The following is a 15,118-nucleotide window of genomic DNA, read 5'->3' as shown; positions in this document are numbered from 1 at the left end:
TGAAAGGCGCGCGGCGCAATGGATATCGTCAGGACTGCGATCGGCTTGATGAGCGGCACCTCGATGGACGGCATCGATGTGGCGTTGCTCAGGACAGACGGGCGAGGCTTCATCGAGCGCGGCCCGTTCCTGGGTGTGGCCTATGACGGCGGTTTTCGCGAGCGGCTGAAACAGGCACTCGATCTGGCGCGGCCGTTGACGGATCGCAATGCACGACCGGACGAATTGCGCGACATCGAGATTGAACTCACTGAGCGTCATGCAGATGCCGTTGCGGCATTTCTCGTTAAATTCGGCCTGGATAAGGACGAAATCGACGTGCTCGGCTTTCACGGCCAAACCGTGCTGCACCGGCCGGACGATGCGCTGACGATCCAGATCGGTGACGGGCAGCTTCTGGCCGAACGCACAGGCATTCCTGTCGTCTATGATATGCGCGCCAACGACATGGCGCATGGCGGGCAGGGCGCGCCGCTGGTGCCGGCCTATCACGCTGCGCTTGCTGGTCGCTTCCAGAAGGACGGGCAGACAGTCTGCTTCGTCAATATCGGCGGCATTTCCAACCTCACCTATATCGGCGCGGAAGGCCGCATCGCCGCCTTCGACAGCGGCCCCGGCAATACGCTGATCGATCAGTGGGTGGAGATGCAGACCGGCAAGACCTATGATCCGGGCGGCGAGATCGCCGGGCGCGGGCAGGTGGTGCCTGACATCGCCGCGCGCTACCTCGGCAGCCCGTTCTTCCAAGGCAATATCCGCCGTTCGCTCGACCGCGGCGATTTCAAGCCGCTTGCGAATGGTGAAGCGAGCCTTGAGGATGGGGCGCGCACGCTTGCGCATGTCGCTGCGGCCTCGATCATCAAATCGGCCGGCTATCTGCCCGAGAGCCCCTCAGTCTACATCGTCTGCGGTGGCGGGCGGCTGAACGGGGCGATCATGGCGGAGTTTGCCGATATGGCCGGGAAGAGCGCTTCCAGCGTGATGAGTGCCGAACAGGCGGGCTTCGATGGCGATGCGATGGAGGCGGAGGCCTGGGCTTATCTCGCCGTACGCTCGCTGGAGGGCCTGCCGCTGACCTATCCCGGCACGACGGGTGTCAGCCAGCCGATGACCGGTGGCATTCTGGCGAGACCATGAAATGTTGAGAATCTTTTATCTAACGCTTTAGAAGCTCAAGAGCTTCCTTTTCTCGGCCGCGACCACGCTCAGCCATTTCCTGATAGAGTTTGATCGCTTCGAATTGCTGAACCAGATCTTTGGCCATGTTCTCCAGCAATGTTTCGCTCCGCAGCCCTTTTTCGGTTGCGATAAATTCAATCTTCTCGCGAATGCTTTCGGAAAGTTCGATTGTTATTGCGCTCATTGCTGCAACCTTTCCATAAAACGCTCGGGCGTCTCCACGACCAAATGCGGAAACTTGAGTTCCGACCTGGAAAAGTCCCAATGTTCGATGTGACTATAATATGCGCGTTCGCCGCGATTGCCAATTCGACAAGGTGATTGTCGCCTTCATCGACAAGGTTCGGCCGCCATTTGAAATGCAGAATGCTCAACCTGCACTTGGAAACAAACACATCGAGCAGAAACATTCGCTCATTTGCGTTCAACCGGGCCGCACGGAAAATCTCATCGCGGCCGATAACATCGCAATATTCCAGCAGCAGCGGCCCGGAAATGTAGGGAACAACGCGATCTTCGAGACAAGCTTCTATAACGCTTGAGGCCGCCCCGCGGCCGATACAAGCGCTTATCAAAACGTTCGTATCCACCACGAGACGTATAAAGAAATCACCTGATGCGCTTGGCTGCCGGTTCCGGCACGAGTTCGCCATTGAGGCGGCGATCGAGGTAATCCTCGCACTCGGCCATCAGCGTGTCGACCTGACCGTTGAAGAAGTGGTTGGCGCCCGGCACCGTGCGATGGGTGATGAGGATGCCCTTCTGTGTCTTCAGCTTCTCGACGAGGCCGTTAACGTCCTTTTCGGGCGCCACCTTGTCCGCCTCGCCGTTGATGATCAGGCCGGAGGAAGGGCAAGGCGCCAGGAACGAGAAGTCATAGGTGTTCGGCTGCGGGGCAATCGACATGAAGCCTTCGATTTCCGGGCGGCGCATCAGAAGCTGCATGCCGATCCAGGAGCCGAAGGAGTAACCGGCGACCCAACAGGTCTTCGAATCGGGATGCAGGCTCTGCACCCAGTCGAGCGCAGAAGCCGCGTCCGAAAGCTCGCCCGCACCATGGTCGAATTCGCCCTGACTGCGGCCGATGCCCCGGAAATTGAAGCGCAGTGTTGTAAAACCGCGCTTCTGGAACATGTAGAAGAGCTGGTAGACGATCTGGTTGTTCATCGTGCCACCAAACTGCGGATGCGGGTGCAGAATGACGGCGATCGGTGCGCTCTTTTCCTTGGAGGGCTGGTAGCGGCCTTCAAGACGGCCGGCAGGGCCGTTGAAAATGACTTCGGGCATCGGTACTCCGGGTTTTATTTCGCGTTCACGCCACGTTTGGCGACAACATGACTTGACGACGGTTGTCAGCTTTTCTAAAACGCAGTTTAGAACAATTCGAAACTTGCATGGCAATCCACGCAGCGTGGAACGTGTCATAAGGCAAGCCCGGCGGAAATTTCAAGAAAAATGCGCCGCCACGCCAAAGCAAGCTCGTCAAGCGCAGGACCGAAGACAATGGCGCCGCCACGCCTTTATCTCGATTGGAACGCAACATCGCCGATGCACCCTGCCGCGCGTGACGCGGTCATGCGCGCCGTGGACGTCTTCGGCAATCCCAATTCCGTGCACGGCGAGGGCCGCGCCGCCCGTGCCGCCATCGAGGGCGCGCGCCGCAAAGTCGCGTTGCTGACGGGCACCGATCCGGCCAATGTGATCTTTACGAGCGGCGCGACCGAAGCGGCCAATATGATGTTGACGCCCGATTTCAGTATGGGTCGCACGCCGCTGAAGCTCGGCCGCCTCTACCATTCCGCCGTCGAGCATCTGGCAGTGCGCGAGGGTGGACGTTTCCCGAAGGACAGGACGACCGAGATCCCGGTGACCGATGCCGGCATTGTCGACCTCACCGCGCTCTCAGCACTTCTCGACGCCCACGACAAGTCGACGGGCCTGCCGATGGTGGCGATCATGTTCGTCAACAACGAGACCGGCATCGTCCAGCCGGTCGAAGAGGCCGGCAGGATCGTGCGTGCTCATGGCGGACTCTTCGTGGTCGATGCCGTGCAGGCGGCCGGCCGGCTGCCGATCGATATCGGGCGGATCGGCGCCGATTTCATGATCATTTCCTCCCACAAGATCGGTGGACCGAAAGGAGCGGGCGCGTTGATCGCCCGAGGCGAGGCTTTGATGCCGAAAGCGCTGATCCGCGGTGGCGGGCAGGAGAAGGGTCACCGCTCGGGGACACAGAATTCGCTGGCGCTGATCGGCTTCGGGGCAGCTGCTGAAGCCGTGCTGCAGAATCTTGAGGAGCGCAATGCTGCGATTGCGGTCCTGCGCGATCGGCTGGAAGCCGGCATGCGCGCTGCGGCGCCCGATGTCATCATTCATGGGGCAGGCGGCCCGCGCGTCGCCAACACCATCTTCTTCACGCTTCCCTGCCTGAAGGCGGAGACCGGGCAGATCGCCTTCGATCTCGAAGGCGTGGCCCTTTCGGCGGGTTCGGCCTGCTCTTCCGGCAGGGTCGGCGAAAGCCATGTACTGACGGCAATGGGTCGCGATCCCAAGCTCGGGGCGCTGCGCATGTCGCTCGGCTTTTCGACGACGGAAGAAGACGTGGATCGGGCGATTGCCGCATTTACGAAAATTGCCGCCCGCCGAAAGCTGGCGGGCGAGGCGGCCTGAACGCCTCACAAACTTGCGGAAACGCAAATTTCCACTTGCCATCAGGGCTGAAAAGTCCCTTTTGGCCACTTATATCAGGGGCAAAAGAAAATTGCCCGCACGACAAGCTGCCGGACCTTTTCTCCGGCGAGATTGGAGAACGACATGGCTGCAGTCCAGGAAACAGTCGATCGCGTCCGTCAGATCGACGTGGACCAGTATAAATACGGTTTTGAAACCGTCATCGAAATGGACAAGGCACCCAAGGGCCTTTCCGAAGACATCATCCGCCTGATCTCTGCCAAGAAGCAGGAGCCGGAATGGATGCTCGAATGGCGCCTGGAAGCCTACAAGCGCTGGCAGACGTTGGACGAGCCCACATGGGCGCGCGTCGACTATCCGAAGATCGATTTCAACGCGATCCACTATTACGCGGCGCCGAAGAGCACGCCGGGTCCGAAATCGCTTGATGAGGTCGACCCTGAAATCCTCAAGGTCTATGAGAAGCTCGGCATTCCGCTGAAGGAACAGGAGATCCTCGCCGGCGTCGAGAAGCCGAAGATTGCCGTCGATGCGGTGTTCGATTCGGTTTCCGTCGTGACGACCTTCAAGGAAGAGCTGAAGAAGGCCGGCGTGATCTTCATGTCGATCTCGGAAGCCATCCGCGAGCATCCCGATCTCGTGCGCAAGTATCTCGGCTCCGTCGTTCCGACGACCGACAACTATTATGCGACGCTGAACTCGGCTGTCTTCACCGACGGCTCCTTCGTCTTCGTGCCGAAGGGTGTGCGGTGCCCGATGGAGCTTTCCACCTATTTCCGCATCAACGAGAAGAATACCGGCCAGTTCGAGCGCACGCTGATCATCGCCGAGGAAGGCGCTTATGTCTCCTATCTCGAGGGCTGCACCGCACCGCAGCGCGATGAAAACCAGTTGCACGCGGCCGTGGTCGAGCTCGTCGCGCTCGACGATGCCGAGATCAAGTATTCGACGGTCCAGAACTGGTATCCGGGCGACAAGGACGGCAAGGGCGGCATCTACAACTTCGTCACCAAGCGTGGCGATTGCCGCGGCGACCGTTCGAAGATCTCCTGGACGCAGGTCGAGACCGGTTCGGCGATTACCTGGAAGTATCCGTCCTGCATCCTGCGCGGCGATGACTCCAGAGGCGAGTTCTACTCGATCGCCGTTTCCAACGGCCATCAGCAGATCGACAGCGGCACCAAGATGATCCATCTTGGCAAGAACACGTCGAGCCGCATCGTCTCCAAGGGTATTGCCGCCGGTGTTTCCAACAACACCTATCGCGGCCAGGTTTCGGCCCACCGCAAGGCGTCGAACGCGCGCAACTTCACGCAGTGCGACTCGCTGCTGATCGGCGACAAGTGCGGCGCCCATACGGTGCCCTACATCGAGGCAAAGAATTCGACGGCGCAGTTCGAACACGAGGCAACCACCTCGAAGATCTCGGAAGACCAGTTGTTCTACTGCCTGCAACGCGGCATCCCGACCGAGGCGGCGATCGCGCTGATCGTCAACGGCTTCGTCAAGGAGGTCCTGCAGGAGCTGCCGATGGAATTCGCCGTCGAGGCGCAGAAGCTGATCAGCATCTCGCTCGAAGGCTCGGTCGGCTGATATGAGCGAGGCGGACAAGAAGCGAATTCTTGAACGTCTGGCTGACATGCGCGGGGAGGTATTGGCGAAAATTCGCCCCCGCGAACAGGAATACAAGACAGAAAAGCCGCCGGAGCAGCCCTATGTGTTTCTCCGGCAGCGCGTGGAAAAACCGGGAGAGGCCATTCTGGCTATCCCGGTTATGTCGAATGGCTTCGGCTCGTAGCGAGCGCGGTTTTCGCCGCAATTTGCTTCTGGCGATAGCGCCGAGCGCCACAGGTAACGCCCTTACGAATTACGCGAGGCTCTGAGTGAGCTGCGCAGAGAAACGCAGGAACCAAAGATGCTTGAAATCAAGAACCTTCATGCCCGCATCGCCGAAGATGGCACCGAGATTATCCGTGGTTTGAACCTGACGGTGAAAGCCGGGGAAGTTGCCGCCATCATGGGGCCGAACGGCTCTGGCAAGTCGACGCTCTCCTATGTGCTGTCCGGTCGTGAAGACTATGAAGTGACCGAGGGCGACATCCTCTATAATGGCGAGAGCATTCTCGAGCTCGATCCGGCTGAGCGCGCCGCCAAGGGCGTCTTCCTCGCCTTCCAGTACCCGGTCGAAATTCCGGGAGTTGCCACCATGCAGTTCCTGAAGGTAGCGATGAACGAGCAGCGCAAGGCGCGCGGCGAAGATGAGCTGACGACGCCGGATTTCATGCGCCGGGTCAAGGACGCTGCCGGCAAGCTGCAGATCAATACCGAGATGCTGAAGCGCCCGCTGAACGTCGGCTTCTCCGGTGGTGAGAAGAAGCGCGCCGAGATCCTGCAGATGGCGCTGCTTGAGCCGAAGCTTTGCGTGCTCGACGAAACCGACTCCGGCCTCGACATCGACGCGCTGAAGATCGTTGCCGACGGCGTCAACGCGCTGCGTTCGCCTGACCGCGCCGTCATCGTCATCACCCACTACCAGCGCCTGCTCGATTACATCGTGCCGGACACTGTCCACGTTCTCTATAAGGGCCAGGTGATCAAGTCCGGCGACAAGACGCTGGCCCATGAGCTGGAAGCCAACGGTTACGCCGACATCATCGGCGCCGCAGCCTGAGCGTGGCGGAAAGGACGACGTCCATGAACATGCAAACGACGAGCCGCCTGACTGCGGCCGAATCGGCGCTGATCGAAGCGTTCAATCAGCAGATCGGCGAACTGCCAGGCAATGGTGCAGTGACTGCGCTGCGCGACCGGCTGCTCGACGACCTCAAGAAGGAAGGTCTGCCGACGCGCCGCATCGAGGCCTGGCACTATACGGACCTGAAGAACCTGCTGCGCAGCGTTCCGGCTCAGGCAGGCGATGCCGGCTCTGAAGCGCTGGAGCCGCTGGTCGACGGCTCTCCGGTTCTTGCCGTTATCCAGGGCAAGGCCGCCAACAAGGCCTCAGTCGGCGATCTCGCGGTTTCCGTTTATTCCGAAAAGCTGACCGATGGTTCGGCTGTCGAAGGACTCGACGCGCTTGGCCGTGACGATGCAATCGGCCGCATCAATGGCAGCTTCGTCAAGGACGGCTATGTGATCGATGTGCCTGATGGTACCGAGCTCGAAGAGCCGCTGGAAATCCAGTTCGTGCATGCCGGCGGCGATATTCATACCCGCCTGCCGGTCAGCTTCGGCGCAAACGTGAAGGGCGTCGTGATCGAGCGTCACCGCTCGGTGACTGACGATGCCGCACTCGTGTCGCATGTCAGCGACATCACGGTCGGACAGGGCACGGAGCTGACCTGGATCATCGTGCAGCAGCAGGGCACAGAGGACACGCATCTCGGCCAGATCCGCATCGATCTCGGCGCTGACGCCAAACTGAAGCTCTTCGTCATCAATGCCGGCGGCAAGCTGGTGCGCCAGGAGCTGAATATCAAGGTGACGGGCGAGGGCGCCGATCTGACGCTGCGCGGCATCAATCTGCTCGGCGCGGACACGCATACCGACGTGACGATGGTGCTTGGCCACGACGTGCCGCACACCGGCTCGACGGAGGTGATCCGCAACGTGGTCTTCGACCGCGCCAAGGGCGTCTTCCAGGGCATGATCCGGGTTGCGCCCGATGCCCAGAAGACCGATGCCAAGATGGCCTGCAACACGCTGCTGATGTCCGACGATGCCGAGTTTTCGGTCAAGCCCGAGCTCGAGATCTTCGCCGACGACGTGCAGTGCGGCCATGGTGCCACGGTTGCCGATATCGACCACAACCATCTCTACTACCTGATGGCTCGCGGTATTCCGGAGAACAAGGCACGCGCCATGCTCGTCAATGCCTTCGTTGCCGAGATCGTCGAGGAACTGGAAGACGAAGCCTTGGTCGAGGCGCTGGAAGGCGTCATCTCGGCCTGGCTGGAAAAGCACGCCTGATCGGAAAGCGCCATGGACAAGATCGTACCGGCAACCGCCTATGATGTCGAAGCCATCCGCAGGGATTTCCCGATCCTTGCGGAGAAGGTGCATGGCAAGCCGCTGGTCTATCTGGACAACGGTGCTTCCGCCCAGAAGCCGCAGGCGGTGATCGACTCTATCTCGCATGCCTACAGCCATGAATATGCCAATGTGCATCGCGGCCTTCACTACCTCTCCAATGCGGCGACGGAAGCCTATGAAGCGTCGCGCGAAAAGGTGCGCCGCTTCCTGAACGCGCCTTCGGTAAACGAGATCGTCTTCACCAAGAACTCGACCGAGGCGATCAACACCGTCGCCTACGGCTGGGGCATGCCAAACATTGGCGAGGGCGACGAGATCGTGCTGACGATCATGGAACACCACTCCAACATCGTGCCATGGCATTTCATTCGGGAGAGGCAGGGCGCCAAGCTCGTCTGGGTGCCTGTCGATGACGAGGGCGCTTTCCATATCGAGGATTTCGAAAAGAGCCTGACCGACAGGACCAAGCTCGTCGCGATCACCCATATGTCGAATGCGCTCGGCACGATCGTTCCGGTCAAGGAAGTCTGCCGCATCGCTCATGAGCGCGGCATTCCCGTGCTGATCGACGGTTCGCAGGGCGCCGTGCATCTGCCGGTCGACGTGCGGGATATCGATTGCGACTGGTATGTCATGACGGGCCACAAGCTCTATGGCCCCTCTGGCATCGGCGTGCTCTACGGCAAGAAGGACCGGCTGAAGGAGATGCGGCCGTTCCAGGGGGGCGGCGAGATGATCTTCGAGGTGAGCGAGGACATCGTCACCTACAACGATCCGCCGCACCGTTTCGAGGCCGGTACGCCGCCGATCGTGCAGGCGATCGGGCTCGGCTATGCGCTCGACTATATGGAGAAGATCGGCCGCGAGAATATCGCAGCCCATGAGGCAGATCTGACTGTTTATGCCGAAGAGCGGCTCAAGGCGATTAATTCGCTACGCATCTTCGGCAATGCGCCAGGCAAGGGCGCGATCTTCTCCTTCGAGCTTGCGGGCATCCATGCCCATGACGTCTCGATGGTGATCGACCGCCAGGGTGTTGCCGTTCGCGCCGGCACGCATTGCGCCATGCCGCTCTTGAAACGCTTCGGCGTGACCTCCACATGCCGGGCATCCTTCGGCATGTATAATACCCGCGCCGAAGTGGATGCGCTGGCCGATGCGCTCGACTATGCGCGCAAGTTCTTTGCTTGAGGAAGAAGCCATGAGTCTGGATGAAGAGAAGATCGACGTGCGCGAAGGCATCGTGCATTCCAGCATTCCCGAGGCGGAACTGGCGCGGCTCAGCGACGACGTGATCGGCGCTCTCAAGACCGTCTACGACCCGGAAATTCCGGCTGATATCTTCGAGCTCGGCCTCGTTTACAAGATCGATATCGAAGACGACCGCATGGTCAAGATCGTCATGACGCTGACCGCGCCTGGCTGCCCAGTTGCCGGCGAGATGCCGGGCTGGGTGGAAAACGCCGTCGGCGCCGTCGAAGGCGTTTCGGGCGTCGAGGTTTCCATGACCTTCGATCCGCCGTGGACGCCGGACCGCATGTCGGAAGAGGCGCAGGTCGCGGTTGGTTGGTACTGACCGGCTGGTATTGATCCATTAAGGGGATCGCCTTACATTTGAATCACGAAGCACCGGATCTTGACCCCGGTTGTGGAAGGAGAAAGAGCCCATGGGCTTTGCAGTGATGAGCATGACGACAGCTGCCGCGGACCGCGTGAAGGCGATCGTCGAAAATGGCGGACCGGATGCCAAGGGCATTCGCATCGGCATCAAGAAGGGCGGCTGCGCCGGGATGGAATATACCATCGACATGGTGACCGAGCCCAATGCCAAGGACGATCTGATCGAGCGCGATGGTGCTAAAGTCTGGATCGAGCCGTCGGCCGTTCTCTATCTGCTCGGCACCGAACTCGGCTTTGAAACCACCACACTGCGCTCCGGCTTCACTTTCACCAATCCAAACCAGACATCGGCCTGCGGCTGCGGCGAATCCGTCGAGCTGAAGCCCGCCGATCTCGCGGCCCTTGCCGCGCGCGGCGATGCCGTGGTTCCGGCACAGCATTAAGAATTTTTTCGTTGAATTTGCCTGATGGCCGCCATAATTGGCGGCCTTTTGATTTTGACGAGCCTGTCCGAGACCGACAAGCGACCAAGAAGAAAAGCGGACAATGCTCTTTCTGTTCCTGAAAGGCGCCCTCCTGGGTGTCATCATTACCGCGCCGCTCGGGCCGATCGGAACGCTCTGCATCAACAGAAGCATCGAGAAAGGTTTCTGGTACGGCTTTTCCGGCGGGCTCGGGACTGCCCTCGGTGACGCGAGCTACGCGCTGGTCGCTGTCGCCGGGCTTGCGGTCTTCTCCGAGACCATGTCGATGGCCACCATTCCCTTGGCGCTCGGCGGCGGGCTGATGCTGCTCTGGCTCGGCTTTCGGGGACTGGAGAACAGAGGGAAGGTAAAGGCGGCCAAGATCGACGCGGCCGACTTCCTGCACACGACCATTTCGACCTTCCTGCTGACCATTTCCAATCCGGCGACGATCCTGTCCTTCGGCGCGCTGTTTGCCGGCCTGGGCCTGACCGAGGAAACACGCCGCTTCAGTTCGGCTGCCATCGTCTCGGGCGTCTTCCTCGGATCGCTATTGTGGTGGTTCTGCCTCAGCGGTGCCGTCAGCCTTGCAAGGGACCGGCTCTCGGCCGATTTCACGGCCAAGGTCGGCCGCGCGACGAGCTATATGCTGCTCGCCTTCGGTGCCGTAGCGCTGGGTTCGGTAGCCTATTCGATCGTTTAAAGAATTGTCTGCCTGAAAAGGGGCAAGTGCGCTTTAGTCACGCTTGATGCTCATCAGCACCTCCCATAGATCGGCACCAGTCTCGAAGACCGCAGCATTCGCCTTGTAGCTCTGTTCAGTCTCGATGAGATCGGTGAGCTCAGTCGCAAAATCCACACCCTGATCCGTCTCGGCAACGCTTGCCGTAACGCCCGAAGGTTCGACGGACTGGAAACTGGTGTTCAGCCGGCCGTAGCCCAGTGTGCTCGCATTGGCGACGTTGTTGGCGATTGCGCCAGCGCGCGTCGTCTGCGCCAGCATTCCCGAAAGAGCCGTATGCGTGATTGCAAAAATGCTCATCGACCGTTTCCCTGTTTCCGGACAACAAGCGTTTTACCGGCAAGGGTTTAGGGAATACTGAACGGCTTCGGTTAGCGAAAGGCGAGGGAATCTGAGACGACTGTATCGAGATGGCACGCAGGCTTCAGCGACCGGCTCCCATACCTGCAACAGGATATCGATGAGCTGCCGTGCCGCTACCCGCCAAGCGGGGCCGGTGCTGATGCTCGCGTCGCCGGCAAGCGCACGCAAAAGGTCGAGCGTGTCCATCGTCAGGCGGATCTCGCCGGCTACCGTGGTGAGAGGAGAAGAGCGCCCGGTACAGGGGCAGGCAACCCTTCTCCCTGCTGGTTTTGCAATAGCCAGCAACGATAATTACGCAGCAAACCGAAAATGGTTCACCGATCCCAATGACGACCCCGAAAAAGTCTGCCGGCGTTCTTTCATCGTCTGGAATGCATAGCCGCGCATCATCCATCCATGCGGCTCTTTACCGACTGGCTCCATTCAGCTCTTGATATCGAGACCCGCTTCGACTGCGGCGGCGATGAACGCCTTGCGCGCGTCCTCACCGTTGCGCTTGCCCTTGATGACGTCGGCGCAGATCAGCAGCGCCTGGTCGAGTGCGGCGCCATCCTCCGTCGGCCAGTCCTCGATCATCGCCCAGGACGCGGACTGAGTGGTATCGATGCTCATATATTTGCCGGGCTCTTCGAGGGCGATGAGCACAGGCTTCGACCAGGGCGCCTGCATTCTTGCTTCGCTTTGATCCTGGGGCATTTGGTGTGACCTTTCTTCGCGTATTCTCTATCAGAATTAGGAAAGCCCCTCCCATGATGGAAGGGGCTTGGATTGCTCTGGGTTGGACGTCTGGCCGACTGCTATTCGGCTGCCTCCGCGTACGCCTCGACAGGCGGGCAGGTGCAGATCAGGTTGCGGTCGCCATAGACGTTGTCGACGCGGTTGACCGGCGACCAGTACTTGTCCACGCGGAAAGCGCCGGGCGGGAAGCAGGCCTGTTCGCGCGAATAGGGGCGATCCCATTCGCCGACGAGGTCTTCCACCGTGTGCGGGGCATTCTTCAGCGGGTTGTTCAGCTTGTCCGAACGGCCTTCCTCTATGTCGCGGGCTTCCTGACGGATCGCCAGCATGGCTTCGCAGAAGCGATCGAGTTCGGCTTTGGTTTCGGACTCGGTCGGCTCGATCATCAGCGTGCCGGCAACCGGCCAGCTCATGGTCGGCGCATGGAAGCCGCAGTCGATCAGGCGCTTGGCGACGTCATCGACGGTGACGCCGGCGCTGTCGACCAGCGGCCGCGTGTCGATGATGCATTCATGCGCCACACGACCGGCAGCCGACTTGTAGAGCACGTCGTAAGCGCCCTTGAGGCGGGCAGCGATGTAGTTGGCGTTGAGGATCGCCACCTTCGTTGCCTGCGTCAGGCCTTCGCCGCCCATCATCAGGCAGTAGCTCCAGGAGATCGGCAGGATGGAGGCCGAACCGAAAGCTGCTGCCGAAACCGCGCCCGAACGGCCATCGGTTTCCGGATGGCCGGGCAGGTGGGGTGCCAGATGCGACTTGACGCCGATCGGACCCATGCCCGGACCGCCGCCGCCATGCGGGATGCAGAAGGTCTTGTGCAGGTTGAGGTGCGAGACATCAGAGCCGATGTCACCGGGGCGGGACAGGCCGACCATGGCGTTCATGTTGGCGCCGTCGAGATAGACCTGGCCGCCGTGCTGATGCACGAGGTCGCAGATTTCCTTGACGGTTTCCTCGAAGACGCCATGCGTCGACGGATAGGTGATCATGCAGCAGGACAGGTTTGCCGCATGTTCTTCCGCCTTGGCGCGGAAATCGTCGAGGTCGATATCGCCATTTTCACGGACCTTGACGACGACGACCTTCATGCCGGCCATCTGGGCCGAGGCCGGATTGGTGCCGTGCGCGGAGGTCGGGATGAGGCAGACGTCGCGGTGACCCTGGCCGTCGGCCATGTGGTAGTTGCGGATGGTCAAGAGGCCGGCATATTCGCCCTGCGCACCGGAATTCGGCTGCATGGAGAAGGCGTCGTAGCCGGTGACGGCGCAGAGCTTTTCCGTCAGGTCATCGATCATTTCGCGATAGCCGAGCGCCTGGTCGTCCGGCACGAAAGGATGGATATCGGAAAATTCCGGCCAGGTGATCGGCAGCATTTCTGCCGTCGCGTTCAGCTTCATCGTGCAGGAGCCGAGCGGGATCATCGAGCGGTCGAGAGCCAGATCGCGGTCGGAGAGCCGGCGGATGTAGCGGGTCATTTCGCTTTCGGCGCGGTTCATGTGGAAGATCGGATGCGTCAGGTATTCGCTGGTGCGCAGCAGATCTTTCGGCAGGCGATAGGAGGGCTCGAAATCGGCGATCTGGAAATTGCCGCCGAAGGCGCGCCATACGGCTTCCAGCGTTGCCGGACGGGTGCGCTCGTCGAGCGACATGCCGATCTTCGTCTCGCCGACCTTGCGCAGGTTCACACCTTCGGCAACGGCTGCGCGCAGGATGAGGCCCTGCATATGGCCGACATCGACGGTGATCGTGTCGAAAAAGGTGTCCGGCTCGACCTTGTAGCCGAGCTTTTCCAGGCCCTTGGCCATGAGCACGGCCTTCTGGTGGACCTGCTGGGCAATCGCCTTGATGCCCTTCGGGCCGTGGAAGACGGCGTACATGGAGGCCATGACGGCGAGCAGGACCTGCGCGGTGCAGATGTTCGACGTCGCCTTTTCGCGACGAATGTGCTGTTCGCGCGTCTGCAGCGACAGGCGGTAGGCGCGGTTGCCGCGGGAATCGACGGAAACACCGACGAGACGGCCGGGCATGGAGCGCTTGATGACGTCCTTGACCGACATGTAGGCCGCGTGCGGACCGCCATAACCAACCGGAACGCCGAAACGCTGCGAGGAACCGATGGCGATATCGGCACCCATTTCACCCGGCGACTTCAGAAGCGTGAGCGACAGGATATCGGCGGCGACGACGGCGATGGCGCCCGTCTGGTGCAGGCGGGAAATCAGTCCGGTATAGTCATGCACATGGCCGTGCGTGCCCGGATACTGGAAGATCGCGCCGAAGACATCGACCGGATCGAGATCGGTGAAGGGATTGCCGACGATGATGCTCCAGCCGAGCGGTTCGGCGCGGGTGCGGATCAGCGCGATGGTCTGCGGATGGCAGTCGGCATCGACGAAGAAGGACTTGGCCTTCGACTTGGCGACGCGTTCTGCCATGGCCATGGCTTCGGCAGCAGCCGTCGCCTCATCGAGCAGCGAGGCGTTGGCGACGTCGAGACCCGTCAGGTCGCAGATCATCGTCTGATAATTCAGCAGCGCTTCGAGGCGGCCCTGCGAAATTTCCGGCTGGTAGGGCGTATAGGCCGTATACCAGGCCGGGTTTTCCAGGATGTTGCGCTGGATGACAGGCGGGGTGATCGTGCCGTAATAGCCCTGGCCGATCAGCGAGGTCAGAACCTTGTTCTTGTTGGCGGTTTCGCGCAGCTTGTCGAGCGCTTCGCGCTCCGTCATCGGTGCGCCCCAGAGGAGCGGCGCCTTCTGGCGGATTGCAGGCGGCACGGTCGCGTCGATCAGCGCATCCAGGCTCTTGTAGCCGATGACGCCGAGCATATCCGACATTTCAGACGGCGAGGGGCCGATATGACGACGATTGGCGAAGTCATAGGGCTGATAGTCGGTGAACTGGAATTCGGTAGGCGTCGTCATTACGCGGTCAGCTCCTTGTAGGCCGCCTCATCAAGCAGGCCGTCGACATCGGAGAGGGTCTTAAGCTTGAGCTTGAAGAACCAGCCAGACCCTTGAGGATCCGAATTGACGAGGGAGGGATCGGCAACAATCGCCGGATTGACTTCGACGATCTCGCCATCGAGCGGGCAGTAGACTTCAGAGGCGGCCTTGACGGATTCGACTGTGGCCGCATCGTCATTCTTGGAGAAGGTGGCGCCGACTTCAGGCAGTTCCACGAAAACGAGGTCACCGAGCTGCTCGACAGCATAGGTGGTGATGCCGACGGTCGCGACATCGCCTTCGAGCTTCAGCCATTCATGTTCCTGGGTAAACTTCAGCATGGA

At 60.6% G+C, this 15,118-nt stretch carries 17 protein-coding genes and 1 pseudogene; 10 read left to right on the top strand and 8 right to left on the bottom strand.

Annotated features, from left to right (window positions below):
- The first annotated feature begins 18 nt into the window (after positions 1 to 18).
- Entirely contained in the window at positions 19 to 1,137 is a 1,119-nt protein-coding gene (locus ACK9YZ_RS08870; protein ID WP_416066307.1) for an anhydro-N-acetylmuramic acid kinase, read from the top strand.
- Positions 1,138 to 1,156: 19 nt separating this feature from the next.
- Here ACK9YZ_RS08870 and ACK9YZ_RS08865 read toward each other — a convergent pair whose 3' ends face one another.
- From ACK9YZ_RS08865 to ACK9YZ_RS08855, 3 genes are read right to left on the bottom strand one after another with little or no spacing between them, the layout of a single operon-like run.
- Positions 1,157 to 1,363 carry a hypothetical protein gene (locus tag ACK9YZ_RS08865; protein ID WP_216758153.1) on the bottom strand — a complete coding sequence of 69 codons (207 nt, stop codon included), beginning with the start codon at positions 1,361 to 1,363 and terminating at the stop codon, positions 1,157 to 1,159.
- Positions 1,314 to 1,832, bottom strand: a complete 519-nt coding sequence (locus ACK9YZ_RS08860; RefSeq protein WP_416066306.1) for a putative toxin-antitoxin system toxin component, PIN family — start codon at positions 1,830 to 1,832, stop codon at positions 1,314 to 1,316. Before ACK9YZ_RS08860 ends, ACK9YZ_RS08865 begins: the two co-directional genes overlap by 50 nt.
- On the bottom strand, positions 1,789 to 2,466 hold the full coding sequence (locus tag ACK9YZ_RS08855) for an alpha/beta hydrolase (protein WP_025668882.1): 678 nt from the start codon (positions 2,464 to 2,466) through the stop codon (positions 1,789 to 1,791). Before ACK9YZ_RS08855 ends, ACK9YZ_RS08860 begins: the two co-directional genes overlap by 44 nt.
- A gap of 216 nt (positions 2,467 to 2,682) precedes the next feature.
- On the opposite strand from ACK9YZ_RS08855, the gene ACK9YZ_RS08850 reads away from it, so the two are divergent.
- The 9 genes from ACK9YZ_RS08850 to ACK9YZ_RS08810 all read left to right on the top strand — a co-directional run bounded on the left by ACK9YZ_RS08850 (position 2,683) and on the right by ACK9YZ_RS08810 (position 10,689).
- Positions 2,683 to 3,849, top strand: a complete 1,167-nt coding sequence (locus tag ACK9YZ_RS08850) for a cysteine desulfurase family protein (RefSeq protein WP_216758149.1) — start codon at positions 2,683 to 2,685, stop codon at positions 3,847 to 3,849.
- Positions 3,850 to 3,993: 144 nt separating this feature from the next.
- Positions 3,994 to 5,463 carry a Fe-S cluster assembly protein SufB gene (gene sufB / locus ACK9YZ_RS08845; RefSeq protein WP_216758148.1) on the top strand — a complete coding sequence of 490 codons (1,470 nt, stop codon included), beginning with the start codon at positions 3,994 to 3,996 and terminating at the stop codon, positions 5,461 to 5,463.
- Between the two features lies 1 nt (position 5,464).
- Complete coding sequence (locus tag ACK9YZ_RS08840) at positions 5,465 to 5,668, top strand: hypothetical protein (protein WP_216758147.1); 204 nt, start codon at positions 5,465 to 5,467, stop codon at positions 5,666 to 5,668.
- A gap of 117 nt (positions 5,669 to 5,785) precedes the next feature.
- Positions 5,786 to 6,541, top strand: coding sequence for a Fe-S cluster assembly ATPase SufC (sufC, locus tag ACK9YZ_RS08835; RefSeq protein ID WP_216758146.1), 756 nt, complete (start codon positions 5,786 to 5,788; stop codon positions 6,539 to 6,541).
- A 23-nt stretch (positions 6,542 to 6,564) separates the two neighbouring features.
- Complete coding sequence (sufD, locus tag ACK9YZ_RS08830) at positions 6,565 to 7,839, top strand: Fe-S cluster assembly protein SufD (protein WP_416066305.1); 1,275 nt, start codon at positions 6,565 to 6,567, stop codon at positions 7,837 to 7,839.
- A 12-nt stretch (positions 7,840 to 7,851) separates the two neighbouring features.
- On the top strand, positions 7,852 to 9,093 hold the full coding sequence (locus ACK9YZ_RS08825) for a cysteine desulfurase (protein ID WP_416066304.1): 1,242 nt from the start codon (positions 7,852 to 7,854) through the stop codon (positions 9,091 to 9,093).
- Between the two features lie 10 nt (positions 9,094 to 9,103).
- A complete protein-coding gene (locus ACK9YZ_RS08820) occupies positions 9,104 to 9,478 on the top strand; it encodes an SUF system Fe-S cluster assembly protein (RefSeq protein WP_216758140.1) in 375 nt (124 codons plus the stop codon).
- Between the two features lie 91 nt (positions 9,479 to 9,569).
- Positions 9,570 to 9,965, top strand: coding sequence for a Fe-S cluster assembly scaffold SufA (gene sufA, locus ACK9YZ_RS08815; protein ID WP_416066303.1), 396 nt, complete (start codon positions 9,570 to 9,572; stop codon positions 9,963 to 9,965).
- 103 nt (positions 9,966 to 10,068) lie between these two features.
- Entirely contained in the window at positions 10,069 to 10,689 is a 621-nt protein-coding gene (locus tag ACK9YZ_RS08810) for a LysE family translocator (RefSeq protein ID WP_183804703.1), read from the top strand.
- Between the two features lie 33 nt (positions 10,690 to 10,722).
- Here ACK9YZ_RS08810 and ACK9YZ_RS08805 read toward each other — a convergent pair whose 3' ends face one another.
- The 5 genes and pseudogenes from ACK9YZ_RS08805 to gcvH all read right to left on the bottom strand — a co-directional run bounded on the left by ACK9YZ_RS08805 (position 10,723) and on the right by gcvH (position 15,115).
- Positions 10,723 to 11,028, bottom strand: coding sequence for a flagellar basal body rod protein FlgC (locus tag ACK9YZ_RS08805; RefSeq protein ID WP_416066302.1), 306 nt, complete (start codon positions 11,026 to 11,028; stop codon positions 10,723 to 10,725).
- A 124-nt stretch (positions 11,029 to 11,152) separates the two neighbouring features.
- Positions 11,153 to 11,295, bottom strand: a pseudogene (locus ACK9YZ_RS08800) (TetR family transcriptional regulator); the annotation flags it as partial.
- 219 nt (positions 11,296 to 11,514) lie between these two features.
- Positions 11,515 to 11,760 (bottom strand): DUF982 domain-containing protein, encoded by a 246-nt coding sequence (locus ACK9YZ_RS08795; protein ID WP_216758837.1) that lies wholly within the window; start codon positions 11,758 to 11,760, stop codon positions 11,515 to 11,517.
- Between the two features lie 128 nt (positions 11,761 to 11,888).
- Positions 11,889 to 14,753 (bottom strand): aminomethyl-transferring glycine dehydrogenase, encoded by a 2,865-nt coding sequence (gene gcvP, locus ACK9YZ_RS08790; protein ID WP_416066301.1) that lies wholly within the window; start codon positions 14,751 to 14,753, stop codon positions 11,889 to 11,891.
- Positions 14,753 to 15,115, bottom strand: a complete 363-nt coding sequence (gene gcvH / locus ACK9YZ_RS08785) for a glycine cleavage system protein GcvH (RefSeq protein ID WP_216758135.1) — start codon at positions 15,113 to 15,115, stop codon at positions 14,753 to 14,755. The genes gcvP and gcvH overlap by 1 nt, the downstream gene beginning before the upstream one ends.
- Between the last annotated feature and the right edge of the window lie 3 nt (positions 15,116 to 15,118).

The sequence above is a fragment of the Rhizobium sp. ZK1 genome (genome assembly GCF_047782645.1).
GTDB lineage: Bacteria > Pseudomonadota > Alphaproteobacteria > Rhizobiales > Rhizobiaceae > Rhizobium.
The sequence above is the reverse complement of the archived record's forward strand: the minus strand, read 5'-3'. Positions and strand labels throughout refer to the sequence as shown.